The following is a 15,162-nucleotide window of genomic DNA, read 5'->3' on the forward strand; positions in this document are numbered from 1 at the left end:
CACGTTTCCTGTCCAATAACCTTCCGCACAAAAAAAGCCGCTCCCAGAACATTCATCCAGCGCGGCTTTTCCAAAAATTTAAGCTTGTATCTTTAATTTTTCCTTTAGCTCTTCCACATAGTGCTGAACACTTTGTGCGGCGATACTGCCGTCTCCTGTTGCGGTTACGATTTGACGGAGCTGCTTTTCACGGATATCGCCCGCTGCGAAAATGCCTGGGACCTTTGTTTCCATATTCTCGTTCGTTTCGATATATCCGTTTTCATTTGTAATGCCGAGATTTTCGAAAGGCTTTGATAGTGGAAGCATACCAACGTAAACAAACACACCATCTGCTTTGTATTCTTGCTCTTCGCCTGTTTTAGTTGACACAAGAGTAAGGCTTCCTACCTTGCCGTCCTTCTCGTTAATTTCCTTAACCGTATGACTCCAGATAAATTCAATTTTATCATTGTCGAAGGCACGCTTCTGTAAAATCGCTTGTGCGCGAAGCTCATCACGGCGATGGATAATCGTTACCTTTGTAGCAAAGCGAGTTAAGTAGACGCCTTCCTCAACCGCTGAATCTCCGCCTCCGATTACGACAAGCTCTTTCCCTTTAAAGAAAGCACCATCACAAACCGCACAATAAGAAACGCCGCGGCCGCCTAATTCCTTTTCGCCTGGGGCACCCAGCTTCTTATACTCGGCACCTGTTGTAATAATCACAGCGCGGGCTTTGTATTGCTTAGAGCCTGCCACAACAGTTTTATACTCTTCCCCATCGATAATTTCCTTAATATCGCCATATGCATATTCTGCACCAAACTTTTTAGCGTGCTCAAACATTTTCGTTGATAGATCTGGACCTAGAATATGATCAAAGCCCGGATAGTTTTCAACCTCTTCTGTGTTTGCCATTTGCCCGCCTGGAATACCGCGTTCAATCATCAGGGTGGACAGGCTGCCTCTAGATGTATATACAGCCGCGGTCATCCCAGCTGGACCCGCTCCGATTATAATAACATCATAAATTTTTTCTTCAGACACGTTGCTTCACTCCTTCAATAAAATAGCCTACTTCTACATATATTCGGCTATATCAATTAGACATATTTTTATTATAGCCTTCCTACATTCATCCTATAAAAATTAGGAGAATATGTCTAAATATCTGCTCGTGAAGAAGTAATTGTTTTCAGAAGCTTCACATATTTGCCTAAAGTGGAGGACGAGATTCCGTACTTTTCAGCTATGTGCTGCTGAGATCCTTTTCCCTCTCTCGCTTTGATCCAAGTATATTCAACAGCTGCTGCCCATGCTGCATCATTTTTTATGAGCTGATTTTGATTAATGGCCTCAACAAAAACGGTAAACCACATTAGAAATAATCCTGCTTCAACCGTGCCAATCGGGTGGTAGTTCTCATACAATAACGCGGCAACATCATGAACGGGAGTTGATTTTCCTCCCTTACGGATAAAGGATACATATTCCCTCTCCAAATGGGAGAATTTAAAGTTTTGATTCATTTCCTTTGAAGCCAGCAGTTGTTCTTTTCCATCTGACATGGCCGTTAAGAACAGGGCAAATAGACGCTCTTCAATATGTTCACTATCCAGCTTTTTAAGGATGGAAGCATGATGATTTTCAAATCCGCTTTTTTGCGCCTTTTCATCATTCCAAGGCTCGAAGCCAGCTTTATCTGGATTTAATTCAACCGCTTTTTCCCAGGCTGATTTTGCGATTTGTTCTCTCCCGGTAAAATGGGCAGCATAAGACAGCCAATAATAAAAAGCCCCATCTCCATCAAAGCCTTTTTTCTGAAGCCTTCTAAGCCAAGAAAAAGCGGATTCGTACTCGCCAATTAATGCTAGTGTGGCCCCAAGCTTAAATTGGTGCTCAATGGATAAGGGATTAATTTTTTTCAGGACCTCTTTAAGCACCTTTACTTCCTTATAATCCCGCTCGTAAAAGGCAAAAACAAGCTTGTTACACAAAGCATGCAGGTTCCCTGGATTTTCTTCAAAAACCTTGTCTAGAATATCAGCAGCCCTTTGAATTTCACCGAGGTAAAAATACGCAAGGGCCAAATTGTTATAAGCCGACCAATATTCGGGATATTCGTCTATGACAGAGTTCAGAATTTCAACGGCTTTTGGAAAATGACCAGATTCCAACAGTTCTCTGGCCTCCTCCTGTTTCGTAATGAGATCATCCTGCTCGTAAAGCTTCTCATCCATATCTTCCGCTTCCATCGTCAGCAATTCGAGAAGATCAATCGTTTCCTCGGCAAATTCTCCATCCTCGTCTAAATCCATATATATATTCGCATGGTGATAAGCATCCTTAAAGTAACCTAGATGAGCATAGTTATTGGCAAGAAAATAATGGCATTCCACCATATCCGCATCAAGCTCTTCTACTATTTCTAGAAAAAGCTTGTTCGCCTGCTGGTACTCACCTAATTCCGAACAAATAACAGCTAATTGGCAGACAATCATGGGCTCATAGGGCTCTAGCTGTACCGCGCGCTGTAAATATTTTTTTGCTTTATAAAGATCCCTTTTGTGGTAAGCCTTCAAGCCTTTTGCAAAATAATACTCACCTGTCGGGTTAAATAATAGTAATTTTCCTGTTGTTTGTCTTGCTTTAGAGTCTTTGCTCATGAAATCCTCCACCTTCTTATTAACTCAAGTAGTATATCACAAGAACAAGCTGTTGGAGAAGGGATTGGAGAATATTAACTTTTTTCGAAAGCCCCTCTTATGAAGTGCTTGTTGAAGTACAACAAGGTAAATATTTGCATACAAATAGCAATAGTGCCTTATAGGAAGGTACTAAATTGTAAAAGGAATTTTTTGTAAATTTTTAAAGTGATTTCCAATTGTATCTGTTATTTTATTTTTATACGAATGATCTAAACATGAGGTGTTACATCATGAAACGAAATGTAAAGATACAGGGGGGGTCTATTTGCCGAAACGGTTAGTAACGGCTTCAGAAATTGATCAAATGATTGGTGCAGAGGGTGGCTGGTCGGAAAACAAATCTGGAGTGAAGCAGCGGCATTTTGTTGAAGATGAAACGGCTTCGTTTATGGGAGAGGAGGCAGCTAAGCTTGCTCTACAAGACGCACGTATGTCCTTTCCCAAATTGCGCGGGGCTATTCAAGACATTGAATACACGTTCTTCTATAATAAGCATCTTCCGCTGAAATCATGATGGATTTGGGCATTTTTGAAAGGATTGATGGACTGGGTTGTCGAACCGATGGCGCGGAGGATGAAATTTTAACGGTGCTTAAATTTGGAAATCCATCATATTAATGCGATATTTTCGTTAGAACCACCCCATTGTCTTGACTGCTAACCACTATTCATTAGGTTAATTGGAGGATAGATGGATGGATATACGGTTCAAAGAGCTATACAAGTATCTTCAAGTAAACGGGATGGACAGTGGAGGATTATCATCATTGCCTGAGGACGGAAACCAGTACGAAATATTAACGAACATTAGTGATATGATAGTATCAATATATCAACGACTTTCTGATCTATTCAAGAATTAAATGAGGAGCAGACTTCACACCTGCTCCTCAACTGCAGATCCCTTTTCAGCATCTACTGCATTATACATATTCTGTTTTTTTGCTAAACTGAATCACAGGAGAGGACTCTTCCTGTATCAATGATAATATCACTTTCCTGAACAAACGTGTCTCCATCTTCATCTACTAGATTGATTCCTCTAATAAAAACATTGGCAGCACCGTCCACACCTAATCCAAACGAGGATAATACTGATTCCCCACTGAATGTTTCACCATCCGTTGTTCCTGTTGCGGAGGTTTGTAAAAACTCCGATTCTTCCCCAAATCTACAAGATGGGGCTGCAACAGATTGAGATGTAAAGTTGAAATTATTTTCAACGTTTGCATCATCCCTATATGAAAAATTGATAAAGCTTTCATTTAGTTGGCAGTTAGAACAAATATTTGCATTTATTGTTATCGTGCCTGTGTGCTCAACTCCGTTAATTCTAACATCTATAGGGACTATTGTAGCAGTCGCAACCCCATTGCAAGTACAACGCCGAATTCCCACCAATTCACCTCTTTTCTGTACAAGATGCTGTATGGTATTCAGAAACAAGTAATGATGATTGGACAAACTCTATACGGTTGAACTAATCCGGCCAGAATAACTTGCCCGTCCCTTATAATACCTTTACATTATCGCTTTGTTATGACTATTACTCCGTCACAGTGAGAAAGCGGATAAAATTCACAATTACAATCATTCTTTAATGATGAATGGATCTCATTAAACTCAAAATAACATTCATCATGATCCCAGTAATCAATACTCTTTCTCCGGCATTCTTCAAGATGCTCCCTTGTTTCAAAAGAAATATCGCCAATAAATATTTTACCATTTTCTTTAAGAACGGATATCAGAGTTTTTATGAATGATATTTTTGCTTTATCTGTTAAATGATGCAATGTATACGTGCTTACAATTGTTTCATATTTATTATTTTGAAACTCAGGAGGAATTCCATATCCCATTCTATTAAATTTGTTATCGGCATTTTAGATTTAGCAATTGAAATCATTTTTGATGAAAAATCTAAGCCATCTATTTGATGTCCATTTTCATATAATTTACTTGTCAATACTCCTGTCCCAAACCCAATGTCTAAAACTTTAGAGTTCTTTTTTTGCATGACTTCATTAAAAATAGTGTTAAGAATCTTTTTGTAGCCAGCGAAAGGATAGCGGTTAGTTTCTTCACTAGCCTGAACCGTCTTATCATAATTATCCGCCCATAAATTAAATCCTTGATTGTTTAACATGAATGCCCCTCCAAAAAGTTTTATTAAATTACGAGCATTCAGTTTAATCAAATGGATTACTCATTAACCCCAGTGAAATTCAATTTCCTCCCAATAAAATTCGCTTGGACAGGAACTAAATTTAATTCCCTTGACCAAACAGAAAGTTGACCAATATGATGAATTTCGTGGGCGACAACATGGTGTAAAATTTCATCAGTTGTATACTTGTCTTGGTCCCATGGAACACTCACAAGATCATCCTTTATATAGTCAATATTTGTCTCTAAAAAATCTCTTATTTCCTTTCGCAATTCATCCGAGAGAGATTTAACTTTTTCAAGGGTATCGTAATCACTAAACTTGAATATTCTATCCTCTTTTTTTTGAATCCCCCGAACCCAGCTATATTCCACATCAACTATGTGAAATAGTGTATATAAAATACTTTCTACACCCCCAGCACGTTTTTTATTTATTTCCTCTGCCGTCAGCTGCTCACACCATTGAAACCATTCATCTCTTATCTGCCAATTGTATTCAAAGAATTTTCTTATTTTAAACACCTCGATTTATTTCCTCACTCTCTAATAGGGATTTGCTTTTCAATCAAAAATTCCTTCTTTTTGAATGTAATTCATTACGGCATAATTGCCCCGTTGCTCAGAATCAGCACTTTTCAGTAATTTTTATTCAAACTTTCTAAACGACAAAAATCGTTCCTCAAAAAATTAAGGAAACGCCATTCTACACCATATATTATCTTGATTAGTTCATTTATTTATCTACAAACACTTTTTGGTGAGTGTGTTGAAAAAAGTTAAATCTTATTCAGTAGAAGGTTCTGCTTTTCTCTCAAATATACTCGTGAAATTTTTTCTATAATAAAACATCAAATAACCATGAGCGATGGTAAGTACTACTGCTAAAAGGAGTAATGAATGGTCTATGAACAAGTGGAGTAAGAAAATGTTTGCTACTATTGGGGATAAAATTGCAATGGCCAATGGGGTGAATTGATTGATTAAGAGTAAAATTCCACATATAATCTCTAAAGATTTTTCCACAATTAATAGATATTTAAATTCGAATAATGCCATGGCTTCGGGGCTTGTTGGTACAAATGGATCAAATCCAAAGATAACAGCATAACCATTTAGACCTGCCCCCAAGAAAACCACACCTAAAAAATATCTGCTTACTTGCATAAGGATTTTATTCAATTTGCGCACCTCCTAGTAAAAGTGTATTCGATTAAAAACTATGTAAGTATTAAAATAGGACACTTATTAATATATTAACTTTCACAGTTACAAAAAGACCGCCACCTATAAAAGTAAACCGTTCCGTTTTAAAGTGCATTTCATAAATTGACTATAAAAATAGGGTGAAAACTGACAACAGTTTTGACACGCTTTTTTTTGTTTATAGAGTTTTTTGACACTGTAAATCTAAAATGTCTTATTAAGCACTTGTTAATTGAACAAGACACCTAAATAAAAGATTTCAATTATTAACTTCGTTTTTGTTCTTTTTAGTCCTATATATTAGAATAGCTGAGAAAATGATTACAATTGCTCCGATTATCCCAACTAATATGGCTATCGGTTGCGACATAATAGGGAATCTCGATAATGCTACTAATATTAACCCTAAAACAAGCAAAATTACATTCTTTGTGTCTCTATTCATTTAAACCCCCAATAATTACTATTTCGTAAACTTAATTGACGCTAAATGTAACGTCTTATTTTACAATCATTGTTCTTTAATTTAATTATGTCATTTCATCTGTCAATTTTCTATAAAGTTTTAAAAACCTTTATAGAAATGGAAATCGGCACAGGTTAAATCCTGTGCCAATTTCCATTTAATCAAAATGCACCTCAAAACGGAACCCGTTACTATTTAAGGCGCCGACTTTTTGTTCACACTAATTTAAAGGAATCTCTGGAGTCTCAACATTAGGAAGCTCGCCGCTTAAGCTCTCTAAGAAAGCAATAAGTGCATTAACTTCACTTTCAGTTAAATTTAAAGGACTCATTTGGACACTTTTATTCGGATGGTCCCCTCCGCCTTCATTATAGTATTGGACAACGTCAGTTAACGTTTCTAGGCTTCCGTCATGCATAAACGGTGCAGTATGAGCAACACCTCTTAAACCGGAAGTTCTAAATTTCCCTTTATCTTCTTCTTTCCCTGTTACATTGAAACGGCCATCATCGCCGGACATCCCTAAATTATAATAGTTATGATCTGATAATAATGGTCCTGCGTGACAAGAAATACATCCTGCTTTTCCTACAAATAATTTCATTCCATCTTTTGCATCAGCACTAATTGCATCTTCTTCCCCTTGAAGATAACGATCAAATGCCGTATCGGAAATAACAATTGTCCGTTCAAATGCAGCGATAGCCTTTGCAATATTATCAGCTGAAATTTTATCATTAAAAACCGTGTTAAATTGCTCTACATATGTAGGCACACCATTTAATTCAATAACTAATTCATCCAAGTTTTGGTTCATCTCGACTTCAGATTGAATTGGACCTAAAGCTTGTTCTTCTAAACTACCTGCTCGCCCATCCCAGAAATTAGCTGCATAATAGCCAGAATTGATGATTGTTGGACTGTTTCTTGAACCTTTAAAACCTTCAAAACCAATAAACTTTTCCATTCCATCCCCGAAGCCTGCTCCTGGAGCATGGCATGACATACAGCTCTGTACGTTGTTCCCGGATAGTCGTGGGTCATAATATAACGTCTTTCCTAACTCTACTTTTTCATCAGTCATTGGATTGTCTGCTGGAATCGGCATCTCACCTAATGGCTCGAACTTCGCTTTCGCTGCCTCTAGCTCTGGGTCTTTAACATCTTCTTTCACTATTGCATCTTTGTTAGTGTCTTCCGGTACTGCCGCACCTTCATTCTTGCTACAAGCGCCAAGGATTGCAAGAAGTAACATGACTAATAAAACATAGCTAACTTTTTTCATAAAAATGCCCTCCTATATTTCACTTTGCGAAATTGGAAGTTTAGGGTATTTTTTCCTCCAACTTCAAATTAATTATATTATTAAAATTATTCTTATTTACTAGTCATTTTCGAAAACATTGTGACATATTTCACAATGTTACGTTTGCCCGTTATTTATATTGAAAACATAATTAAATCAAAATTACTCTTAGTAGGTACAAATAATGCAAAGGGCAATAAATCTTGTGGAAAACGATTCTATCGTAGAAAACACCAGTGACTTCGGAACAATCAAAGAAAAGCTCCTGCGATGACTAATCACAGAAACTTTCCTTTTTATCCACCCCCGAAGAAAAGCTATACTAAAAAAACCAAATCATTATGTGATTTGGTCTCCTCATTCATACCCTATATATGCGCTTCCTCTATTCAGCTGATTTCTTTTCATGTCTTTTATCCAAAACACTCAACACTTCTTTAAACGGAAGCTCCTGCTCTCTAAGTAAAACGAGTAAATGATAAAGCAGATCGGCCGCTTCCCATTTTAACTCTTCTTTGTCGCGGTTTTTCGCGGCGATGATGACCTCAGCTGCTTCTTCTCCAACCTTTTTTAAAATTTTATCTACGCCTTTTTCAAATAAATAAGTCGTGTAGGCTCCTTCAGGTCGTTCCGCTTCCCGCTCTTTAATCAATTTTTCAAGAGACAAAAGAATGCTATAATCTGATAAGCTGCCAGCAGATTCGCCCGATTGATAAAGGCTCTCCTCAAAACAGCTTACTGCCCCAGTATGGCAAGCAGGTCCAGCAGGAGCTACGAGCACCACAATCGCATCTTTATCACAGTCAAATTTCATTTCGACAATTCGCTGGGTGTTCCCGCTTGTTGCTCCTTTATGCCAAAGCTCCTGTCTGGAACGGCTGAAAAACCACGTTTCACCTGACTCGATTGATTTTTCAAGAGATTCCCGGTTCATGTAAGCTAATGTCAAAACTTCGCGTGTAGTCGCATCCTGAACGATTGCCGGGATGAGGCCTTTTTCATCAAATGATAGCTCCTCGATATTCATCGGACAGGCACCCCTTTTTCCTTTAAATAAGCCTTCACTTCAGTTACTGACGTTTCTTTATAGTGGAAAATTGAAGCAGCCAGCGCCGCATCTGCTTTCCCCTCCACAAAGGCTTCGGCAAAATGCTGGGTGTTCCCTGCTCCCCCTGAAGCAATAACCGGGATCGTCACCGCTTCACTAACGGCTTTTGTTAAAGCAAGATCAAACCCATTCTTCTCTCCATCTGAATCCATGCTTGTTAGCAGGATTTCGCCAGCACCAAGCTTAGCCACTTCCTTCGCCCACTCGATAACTTCCCATTCAGATGGCGTTCGGCCCCCGTGAGTATACACACGCCATGTTCCAATCTCTGAATCGTACTTGGCATCAATCGCGACAACGATGCATTGTGAACCGAAAAACTCGGCTCCTTCTCTAACCAAATTCGGATTGTTAACCGCAGCTGTATTCAGAGAAACCTTATCTGCCCCAGCTCGTAAAATTCTTTTCATATCCTCTAATGAGTTGATGCCGCCGCCAACTGTAAACGGGATCGCCAATTCAGAAGCAACCGAACTAACGACCTCAACCATCGTTTTTCGGCCTTCAACGGAAGCAGATATATCTAGAAAAACAAGCTCATCCGCCCCCTGCTCATCATAAAAACGGGCAAGCTCCACTGGATCACCTGCATCACGAAGCTGAACAAATTGAATTCCTTTCACAACGCGGCCCTCTTTTACATCCAGGCATGGAATTATGCGTTTTGTTAGCATGTTACTTCACCTCTCCCATTGCTTCCTTCACTGTAAAACGACCTTCGTAAATGGCTTTTCCGACAATAGCGCCTGTTACCCCATCATCGTAAAATTCTTTTAAACTAGTTAAATCAGAAAGCTTACTGACTCCCCCAGAAGCGATAACACTTTTTCCTGTTTCTTTTGCCAACAGTCTGACTGCTTCGATATTTGGACCGGACAGCATGCCATCTGTTGCAATATCTGTAAAAATAAGCGTCTCTGCTCCAGCATCCGCAAAGCGTTTCCCTAACTCAACCGCCTTTACTTCAGAAGTGTTCAGCCAACCGTGGGTTGCCACATAACCATCCTTTGCATCTAAGCCTATAGCAATCTGATTGCCATATTTCCTGATCATTTCAATCGCGAAATCTGGTTTCGAAACAGCAATACTTCCGATAATGACTCTGGAAATTCCATTTTCCAAATAATGAGCAATATCGGTTTCGGTTCGAATGCCTCCGCCAATTTGAATATGAGCCTTCAGCTCCTTGGCTGCCTTTATTACAGATGCGTCATTGACTCTTTTTCCATCCTTCGCTCCATCAAGATCGACCATATGGATCCAGCGTGCTCCTTCATCTGCAAACTTTTTTGCCATATCAAAAGGAGAATCCCCATATACCGTTTCTTGATTATAATCTCCCTGTAGCAAGCGGACACACTTGCCGCCTCGCATATCAATTGCTGGATAAATGGTAAAGCTCATTTTTCGGTCATCCTTTCCCATACAATTCCAGTAAAATTACTTAAAAGCTCCATGCCTAATTGTCCGCTTTTTTCTGGATGAAATTGCATCCCAAATATATTTTCTTTGCCGACAACAGCCGGAACTTTTACATCATAGCTGCTTTCCGCGATAACGACGCTCTTATCGTCTGTATCTACATAATAAGAGTGAACGAAGTATGCAAAATTTTCATGTACTGATTGAAGAAGCGGTGATGGCTGAACAAAAGTGAGATGATTCCAGCCCATATGCGGGACTTTATACGGCACTCCGTCCACTGAAACTCCAGGAAATCTTTTCACAGAACCCGGCAGCAGCTGAAGCCCCTTTGTAAGCCCGTTCTCTTCACTTTCTTCAAATAATAGCTGCATGCCTAAACAAATCCCAAGCAGCGGTTTCCCGAGCTGTACGTATTCTTTTATCATGCTCGCTAATTCCAATCTTTCTAAAAGCTCCATCGCATCTTTAAAGGAGCCTACACCAGGAAGAATCAGCCCATCTGCCTTTTGCAGTTCTCCTCTTTTTTCAGAAATAAAGTAAGGGGTGTCCAATCGCTCAAGTGCCTTGCTGACACTAAAGAGATTACCCATTCCATAGTCAATAATCCCGATCATTTACAACAGCCCTTTCGTAGATGGCACTCCTTTAATGTTAGGGTCAATCGTTGTCGCCTCATGTAAAGCACGTCCTAATGCTTTAAAAATCGCTTCAATTATATGATGTGTATTTTGACCATAGTGAACAATCACATGCAGGTTCATTCTGGCTTCAAGGGCAAGCTTCCATAGGAATTCATGCACAAGCTCTGTATCAAAGGAGCCCACCTTTTGGCTTGGAAACTCCGCTCTCATTTCGAGGTGAGGGCGGTTGCTTAAATCAATGACCACCTGCGCCAGCGCTTCATCCATCGGCACAAACGCATTTCCATAGCGTTTAATTCCTTTTTTATCGCCAAGAGCTTCCCTTAATACTTGTCCAAGGCAAATTCCGATGTCCTCTGTTGTATGGTGATCATCCACTTCAATATCACCTTTTGCATCGACTGTTAAATCAAATTGCCCATGCTTTGAAAAAAGGTCAAGCATATGCGTCAAAAACGGGACTCCCGTTTCCAGCTTGCTAGCTCCCTGCCCATCAATATTAAAAGCCAAATATATGTCCGTTTCATTCGTTTTCCTTTTAATTTCTGAAGTTCTTGTCATGTTTTCTCCTCCTGGCGGGACTTGGGATGATTTTATAACTACCTTCACGACTGATTTTCTTTACGGAAGGGCGTTTTGAGCCTTTTATAACTACCTTCACAACCGATTTTCTGTGCGGAAGGGAGTTTTGGACCCTTTATAACTACCTTCACGATCCATTTTCTGTACGAAGGGCGTTTTGAACCCTTTTTAACTACCTTCACAACCGATTTTCTGTACGGAAGGGCGTTTTGCACCTTTTATCGATCAATTTTCTGTGCGGAAGGGCGTTTTGAACTTCTTCTGCCCCGATTTGTGATAAACCTAGGACAAGGGACTCCCCCCTGACCTTTATTTCTTCAACCTTATATCGATTGCGCGTGCATGGGCTTCGAGGCCTTCAAGCCGTGCAAATGCCGAAATTTTTTCCCCGTTTTCCTTCAGGGCTTTTTCACTGTAATAAACAATACTGGATTTCTTCTGAAAATCCTCTACATTAAGCGGACTGGAAAAACGGGCTGTGCCGTTTGTTGGCAATACATGATTAGGGCCGGCAAAATAATCGCCGACTGGTTCAGGACTAAAGCGTCCGAGGAAAATCGCTCCTGCATGTCTGATTTTTCCTAGAAGCTCCAGGGGATTTTCTGTTACAATTTCTAAATGTTCTGGTGCAAGGGTATTAATGGTTTCGACCGCTTCTTCCATTGATTCTGCCACATAAATCGCTCCGAAATTTTCAATCGATTGTGCAGCGATTTCCTGACGAGGCAGTGAAGCCAATTGCTTCTCCACTTCAGCTGAAACAGCCTTTGCCAGGCTCTCTGATGGAGTGACGAGGACACTGCAGGAATACGCATCATGCTCGGCCTGCGATAATAAATCGGCTGCCACCTCATCTGGTCTTGCCGTATCATCTGCTAGAATAGCAATTTCACTTGGACCTGCGATCATATCAATATCGACATCTCCAAAAACTTCTCGTTTCGCTAAGGCAACAAATATATTTCCTGGCCCCGTGATTTTATCTACAGGTGCAATCGTTTCCGTTCCATAAGCCAATGCCGCAACAGCTTGAGCACCGCCCACTTTATAAATCTCCTCTGCTCCAGCCTCCTGAGCAGCTACTAGAACCGCTGGCGGAAGCTTCCCTGTTTTTTTATCAGGGGGAGAAGTGATAACAATTCGTTTGACCCCTGCAACCTTGGCAGGCAGCACGTTCATGAGCACTGAGGATGGATAAGCAGCTGTTCCTCCTGGCACGTATAGGCCAACTGAATCTAGCGGAGTTACCTTTTGTCCAAGAACCGTACCATTTTCTTCGGTTGTCATCCATGATGGGCGTAGCTGTTTTTCGTGAAAAGACCGAATATTTGCCGCAGCCTCTCGGATTATTCCCAAAATCTCATCATCGATTTCTTCATAAGCTTCCCTTTTTTCATCCTCCGTAACAGCAAAATGAGTTAAGGTGATCCCATCGAATTTTTCCGTAAAGGCTGATAATGCGGCATCTCCATCTGCTCGAACCTGCTCAATAATGCCTTTCACAATCGCCCGCTGTTCTTCTGTTCCGCTATCGACGGACCTTTTGATGGACACACCTTCATTTATTTTCAAAATCCGCATTCTTTTCACTCCTTAGAGGGCATCAAAGCTCTGCAATCTTTTCACTTCACTTAAACGTTCGACAAGCTCACTGATCCGATCATCCTTCATTCGAAAGCTTGCTGGATTGACGATTAATCTGGAGGTGATGTCGACTATCCGCTCATATTCAATCAAGCCGTTTTCCTTTAAAGTTCTCCCCGTTGACACAATATCAACAATCCGGTCTGCTAAGCCTATTAATGGTGCCAGTTCAATCGAACCGTTCAGCTTAATAATTTCAACCTGCTCCCCTTGTTCACGGAAAAAAGCTGCCGCGACATTCGGGTATTTCGTTGCCACCTTAGGGGCTACGGTATTCATTTTCGTATTTGGGACGCCTGCCACAGCGAGGTAGCACGCACTTATTTTCAAATCAAGCAACTCGTAAACATTACGCTCTTCCTCAAGCATGACATCCTTCCCCGCAATCCCAAGGTCAGCGACCCCATGCTCTACATAGGTTGGGACATCCATAGGCTTTGCTAAAATAAACCGAAAGCTTTCTTCCGGCACATCAATAATCAGTTTTCTTGAATCATCGAACTCCGGAGGGAGACGGAATCCAGCTTGGCGAAGCAGTTCAACCGCGTCTTCAAAAATTCTCCCCTTTGGCATTGCAATGGTTAAAGCATCCTTCATCTCCCTGTCTCCCTCCCCGCTTTGCCGACTAAAAAGGTGATGTCTTCATATTGATTCGTACATTGATCAATGTCCTTTACCCCATTGATATCTTGTAAAACTACTTTTTTTCCAAGGTTTCGCTGCTCCTTAGCAACTTGATAAGCTTCTTTCCGCCGTTCCGGACTAAATAATATACAGGTGGCTTGTGTCTCCACTTCTTCTTCCTTAAGGGCCTCAAGCAGGCGGTCAATTCGAATGGCAAAGCCAGTCGCTCCGGTTGCCTTCCCGAATTTTTGCAGTAATTGATCATAACGGCCGCCGCTAGCAATCGGAAAACCAACATTACCCGCATATACCTCGAAAAGGATCCCCGTATAATAGCTCATATGACTCACAAGTGTTAAATCAAATTTCACCTTTTCCACGAGCCCATAGTCATCCATCATTTCATACAACTGCTGAAGCTGCAGAACATCCTCTCTGCCTAAGTCATTCTCGAGGAGGCTATAAGCCATTTCAATCACTTCTGCTCCGCCTCTGAACTTCAGAAAATCTAGCAGCCGCTGCTTATCAATAGATGAGAGACCGAGCCCCTTCACATGCTCCCGGTACCCAACATAGTTTTTCTCATATAAGAATCTCGTCAACGCATCGACTCGTTCCTCTGTTCCTAAAATTTGCAGAAAAAGAGTACGGGCAAATCCGATATGGCCAACAGAAAGCTGAAAATCCTCAAGCCCTGCTTCCTGTAAGGAACTAATAATTAAAGCGAGCCCTTCTGCATCAGCACTAATCGTATAATCGCCAATGCATTCTACTCCAATTTGTTCAAATTCCGCCGGGCGGCCGCCTTCTCTTTGCTGGGCGCGAAACACATTGGCTGAATAAGCAAGGCGGATAGGCAAATCATTTTTTAACAAACGCGAAGCGGCAACTCGCGCAATCGGAGCTGTCATATCTGGGCGAAGGACAAGTGTATGCCCTTCTTGATCCAGCAGTTTAAATAATTGCTGATCTAATATCGCTGAAGCTGAACCTACCGTTTCATAGTATTCTAGTGTTGGAGTTTCAATAAACTGGTAACCCCAGCGCTCCATTTCCTCTTCAATCGATGCCCTTACGTTCCGTTTTCGATTAAACAAATCTGGCAATGTATCTCTCATCCCTAAGGGCTTTTCAAACATAAACAAGCGGCTCAAATCCGTTCACCTCATATCTTAAATAACTAAATGCTTTAGTTCGCTAATATGGTAGTAAGATAAAGATAATTTTATCGCTTATAATTACTTACGTCAACCATTTAATAACTATAATTTTCGAGCAATATCGAAAATTGAAGCAGGATT

The 15,162-nt window shown here is 40.5% G+C and carries 18 protein-coding genes; 2 read left to right on the top strand and 16 right to left on the bottom strand.

Features of this window, described 5'->3' with window-relative positions; genetic code table 11:
* Positions 1–78: 78 nt before the first annotated feature.
* Positions 79–1,029 carry a thioredoxin-disulfide reductase gene (gene trxB / locus V7127_RS17530; RefSeq protein ID WP_335355288.1) on the bottom strand — a complete coding sequence of 317 codons (951 nt, stop codon included), beginning with the start codon at positions 1,027–1,029 and terminating at the stop codon, positions 79–81.
* Between the two features lie 116 nt (positions 1,030–1,145).
* Entirely contained in the window at positions 1,146–2,648 is a 1,503-nt protein-coding gene (locus V7127_RS17535) for a tetratricopeptide repeat protein (RefSeq protein ID WP_335488231.1), read from the bottom strand.
* A 307-nt stretch (positions 2,649–2,955) separates the two neighbouring features.
* On the opposite strand from V7127_RS17535, the gene V7127_RS17540 reads away from it, so the two are divergent.
* Complete coding sequence (locus V7127_RS17540; RefSeq protein ID WP_335488233.1) at positions 2,956–3,204, top strand: hypothetical protein; 249 nt, start codon at positions 2,956–2,958, stop codon at positions 3,202–3,204.
* A 181-nt stretch (positions 3,205–3,385) separates the two neighbouring features.
* On the top strand, positions 3,386–3,553 hold the full coding sequence (locus V7127_RS17545; protein ID WP_335488236.1) for a hypothetical protein: 168 nt from the start codon (positions 3,386–3,388) through the stop codon (positions 3,551–3,553).
* An 82-nt stretch (positions 3,554–3,635) separates the two neighbouring features.
* Here the strand turns inward: V7127_RS17545 and V7127_RS17550 are convergent, their stop codons facing one another.
* The 14 genes from V7127_RS17550 to V7127_RS17615 form a co-directional block, all read right to left on the bottom strand.
* Positions 3,636–4,088 carry a hypothetical protein gene (locus tag V7127_RS17550; RefSeq protein ID WP_335488239.1) on the bottom strand — a complete coding sequence of 151 codons (453 nt, stop codon included), beginning with the start codon at positions 4,086–4,088 and terminating at the stop codon, positions 3,636–3,638.
* Between the two features lie 128 nt (positions 4,089–4,216).
* Positions 4,217–4,486, bottom strand: coding sequence for a hypothetical protein (locus tag V7127_RS17555; RefSeq protein ID WP_335488242.1), 270 nt, complete (start codon positions 4,484–4,486; stop codon positions 4,217–4,219).
* 11 nt (positions 4,487–4,497) lie between these two features.
* Positions 4,498–4,890, bottom strand: a complete 393-nt coding sequence (locus tag V7127_RS17560; RefSeq protein WP_335488245.1) for a class I SAM-dependent methyltransferase — start codon at positions 4,888–4,890, stop codon at positions 4,498–4,500.
* A 5-nt stretch (positions 4,891–4,895) separates the two neighbouring features.
* Positions 4,896–5,375 carry a DinB family protein gene (locus tag V7127_RS17565; protein ID WP_335488331.1) on the bottom strand — a complete coding sequence of 160 codons (480 nt, stop codon included), beginning with the start codon at positions 5,373–5,375 and terminating at the stop codon, positions 4,896–4,898.
* A 270-nt stretch (positions 5,376–5,645) separates the two neighbouring features.
* Positions 5,646–6,041 (bottom strand): hypothetical protein, encoded by a 396-nt coding sequence (locus V7127_RS17570; RefSeq protein WP_438824027.1) that lies wholly within the window; start codon positions 6,039–6,041, stop codon positions 5,646–5,648.
* 710 nt (positions 6,042–6,751) lie between these two features.
* Positions 6,752–7,816 carry a cytochrome-c peroxidase gene (locus tag V7127_RS17575; RefSeq protein ID WP_335488251.1) on the bottom strand — a complete coding sequence of 355 codons (1,065 nt, stop codon included), beginning with the start codon at positions 7,814–7,816 and terminating at the stop codon, positions 6,752–6,754.
* Positions 7,817–8,222: 406 nt separating this feature from the next.
* Positions 8,223–8,864: a bifunctional phosphoribosyl-AMP cyclohydrolase/phosphoribosyl-ATP diphosphatase HisIE gene (gene hisIE / locus V7127_RS17580; RefSeq protein WP_335488254.1), complete on the bottom strand. Its 642-nt coding sequence runs from the start codon at positions 8,862–8,864 to the stop codon at positions 8,223–8,225.
* The gene (gene hisF / locus V7127_RS17585; RefSeq protein ID WP_335488256.1) at positions 8,861–9,619 is read right to left on the bottom strand and encodes an imidazole glycerol phosphate synthase subunit HisF; all 759 of its coding nucleotides are present in this window, start codon (positions 9,617–9,619) and stop codon (positions 8,861–8,863) included. Before hisF ends, hisIE begins: the two co-directional genes overlap by 4 nt.
* 1 nt (position 9,620) lies before the next feature.
* Positions 9,621–10,349 carry a 1-(5-phosphoribosyl)-5-[(5-phosphoribosylamino)methylideneamino]imidazole-4-carboxamide isomerase gene (hisA, locus tag V7127_RS17590; protein ID WP_335488259.1) on the bottom strand — a complete coding sequence of 243 codons (729 nt, stop codon included), beginning with the start codon at positions 10,347–10,349 and terminating at the stop codon, positions 9,621–9,623.
* Complete coding sequence (hisH, locus tag V7127_RS17595; protein WP_335488263.1) at positions 10,346–10,984, bottom strand: imidazole glycerol phosphate synthase subunit HisH; 639 nt, start codon at positions 10,982–10,984, stop codon at positions 10,346–10,348. The genes hisA and hisH overlap by 4 nt, the downstream gene beginning before the upstream one ends.
* Positions 10,985–11,572 (bottom strand): imidazoleglycerol-phosphate dehydratase HisB, encoded by a 588-nt coding sequence (gene hisB / locus V7127_RS17600; protein WP_335344017.1) that lies wholly within the window; start codon positions 11,570–11,572, stop codon positions 10,985–10,987. It lies immediately after the preceding gene.
* 330 nt (positions 11,573–11,902) lie between these two features.
* Complete coding sequence (gene hisD, locus V7127_RS17605; RefSeq protein WP_335488267.1) at positions 11,903–13,174, bottom strand: histidinol dehydrogenase; 1,272 nt, start codon at positions 13,172–13,174, stop codon at positions 11,903–11,905.
* Between the two features lie 12 nt (positions 13,175–13,186).
* Positions 13,187–13,834, bottom strand: coding sequence for an ATP phosphoribosyltransferase (gene hisG, locus V7127_RS17610; RefSeq protein WP_335488269.1), 648 nt, complete (start codon positions 13,832–13,834; stop codon positions 13,187–13,189).
* Positions 13,831–15,015 (bottom strand): ATP phosphoribosyltransferase regulatory subunit, encoded by a 1,185-nt coding sequence (locus V7127_RS17615; RefSeq protein ID WP_335488272.1) that lies wholly within the window; start codon positions 15,013–15,015, stop codon positions 13,831–13,833. Before V7127_RS17615 ends, hisG begins: the two co-directional genes overlap by 4 nt.
* Positions 15,016–15,162: the final 147 nt, after the last annotated feature.

Origin of the sequence: Bacillus sp. JJ1773, from assembly GCF_036962035.1 — a bacterium.
GTDB lineage: Bacteria > Bacillota > Bacilli > Bacillales > Cytobacillaceae > Cytobacillus.

Coding starts and splice junctions, on each gene's coding strand:
- hisIE (WP_335488254.1), bottom strand. CDS start 8,864: ATGAATATCGAGGAGCTATCATTTGATGAAAAAGGCCTCATCCCGGCA.
- hisB (WP_335344017.1), bottom strand. CDS start 11,572: ATGACAAGAACTTCAGAAATTAAAAGGAAAACGAATGAAACGGACATA.
- V7127_RS17535 (WP_335488231.1), bottom strand. CDS start 2,648: ATGAGCAAAGACTCTAAAGCAAGACAAACAACAGGAAAATTACTATTA.
- hisD (WP_335488267.1), bottom strand. CDS start 13,174: ATGCGGATTTTGAAAATAAATGAAGGTGTGTCCATCAAAAGGTCCGTC.
- hisG (WP_335488269.1), bottom strand. CDS start 13,834: ATGAAGGATGCTTTAACCATTGCAATGCCAAAGGGGAGAATTTTTGAA.
- hisF (WP_335488256.1), bottom strand. CDS start 9,619: ATGCTAACAAAACGCATAATTCCATGCCTGGATGTAAAAGAGGGCCGC.
- hisH (WP_335488263.1), bottom strand. CDS start 10,984: ATGATCGGGATTATTGACTATGGAATGGGTAATCTCTTTAGTGTCAGC.
- V7127_RS17575 (WP_335488251.1), bottom strand. CDS start 7,816: ATGAAAAAAGTTAGCTATGTTTTATTAGTCATGTTACTTCTTGCAATC.
- V7127_RS17545 (WP_335488236.1), top strand. CDS start 3,386: ATGGATATACGGTTCAAAGAGCTATACAAGTATCTTCAAGTAAACGGG.
- hisA (WP_335488259.1), bottom strand. CDS start 10,349: ATGAGCTTTACCATTTATCCAGCAATTGATATGCGAGGCGGCAAGTGT.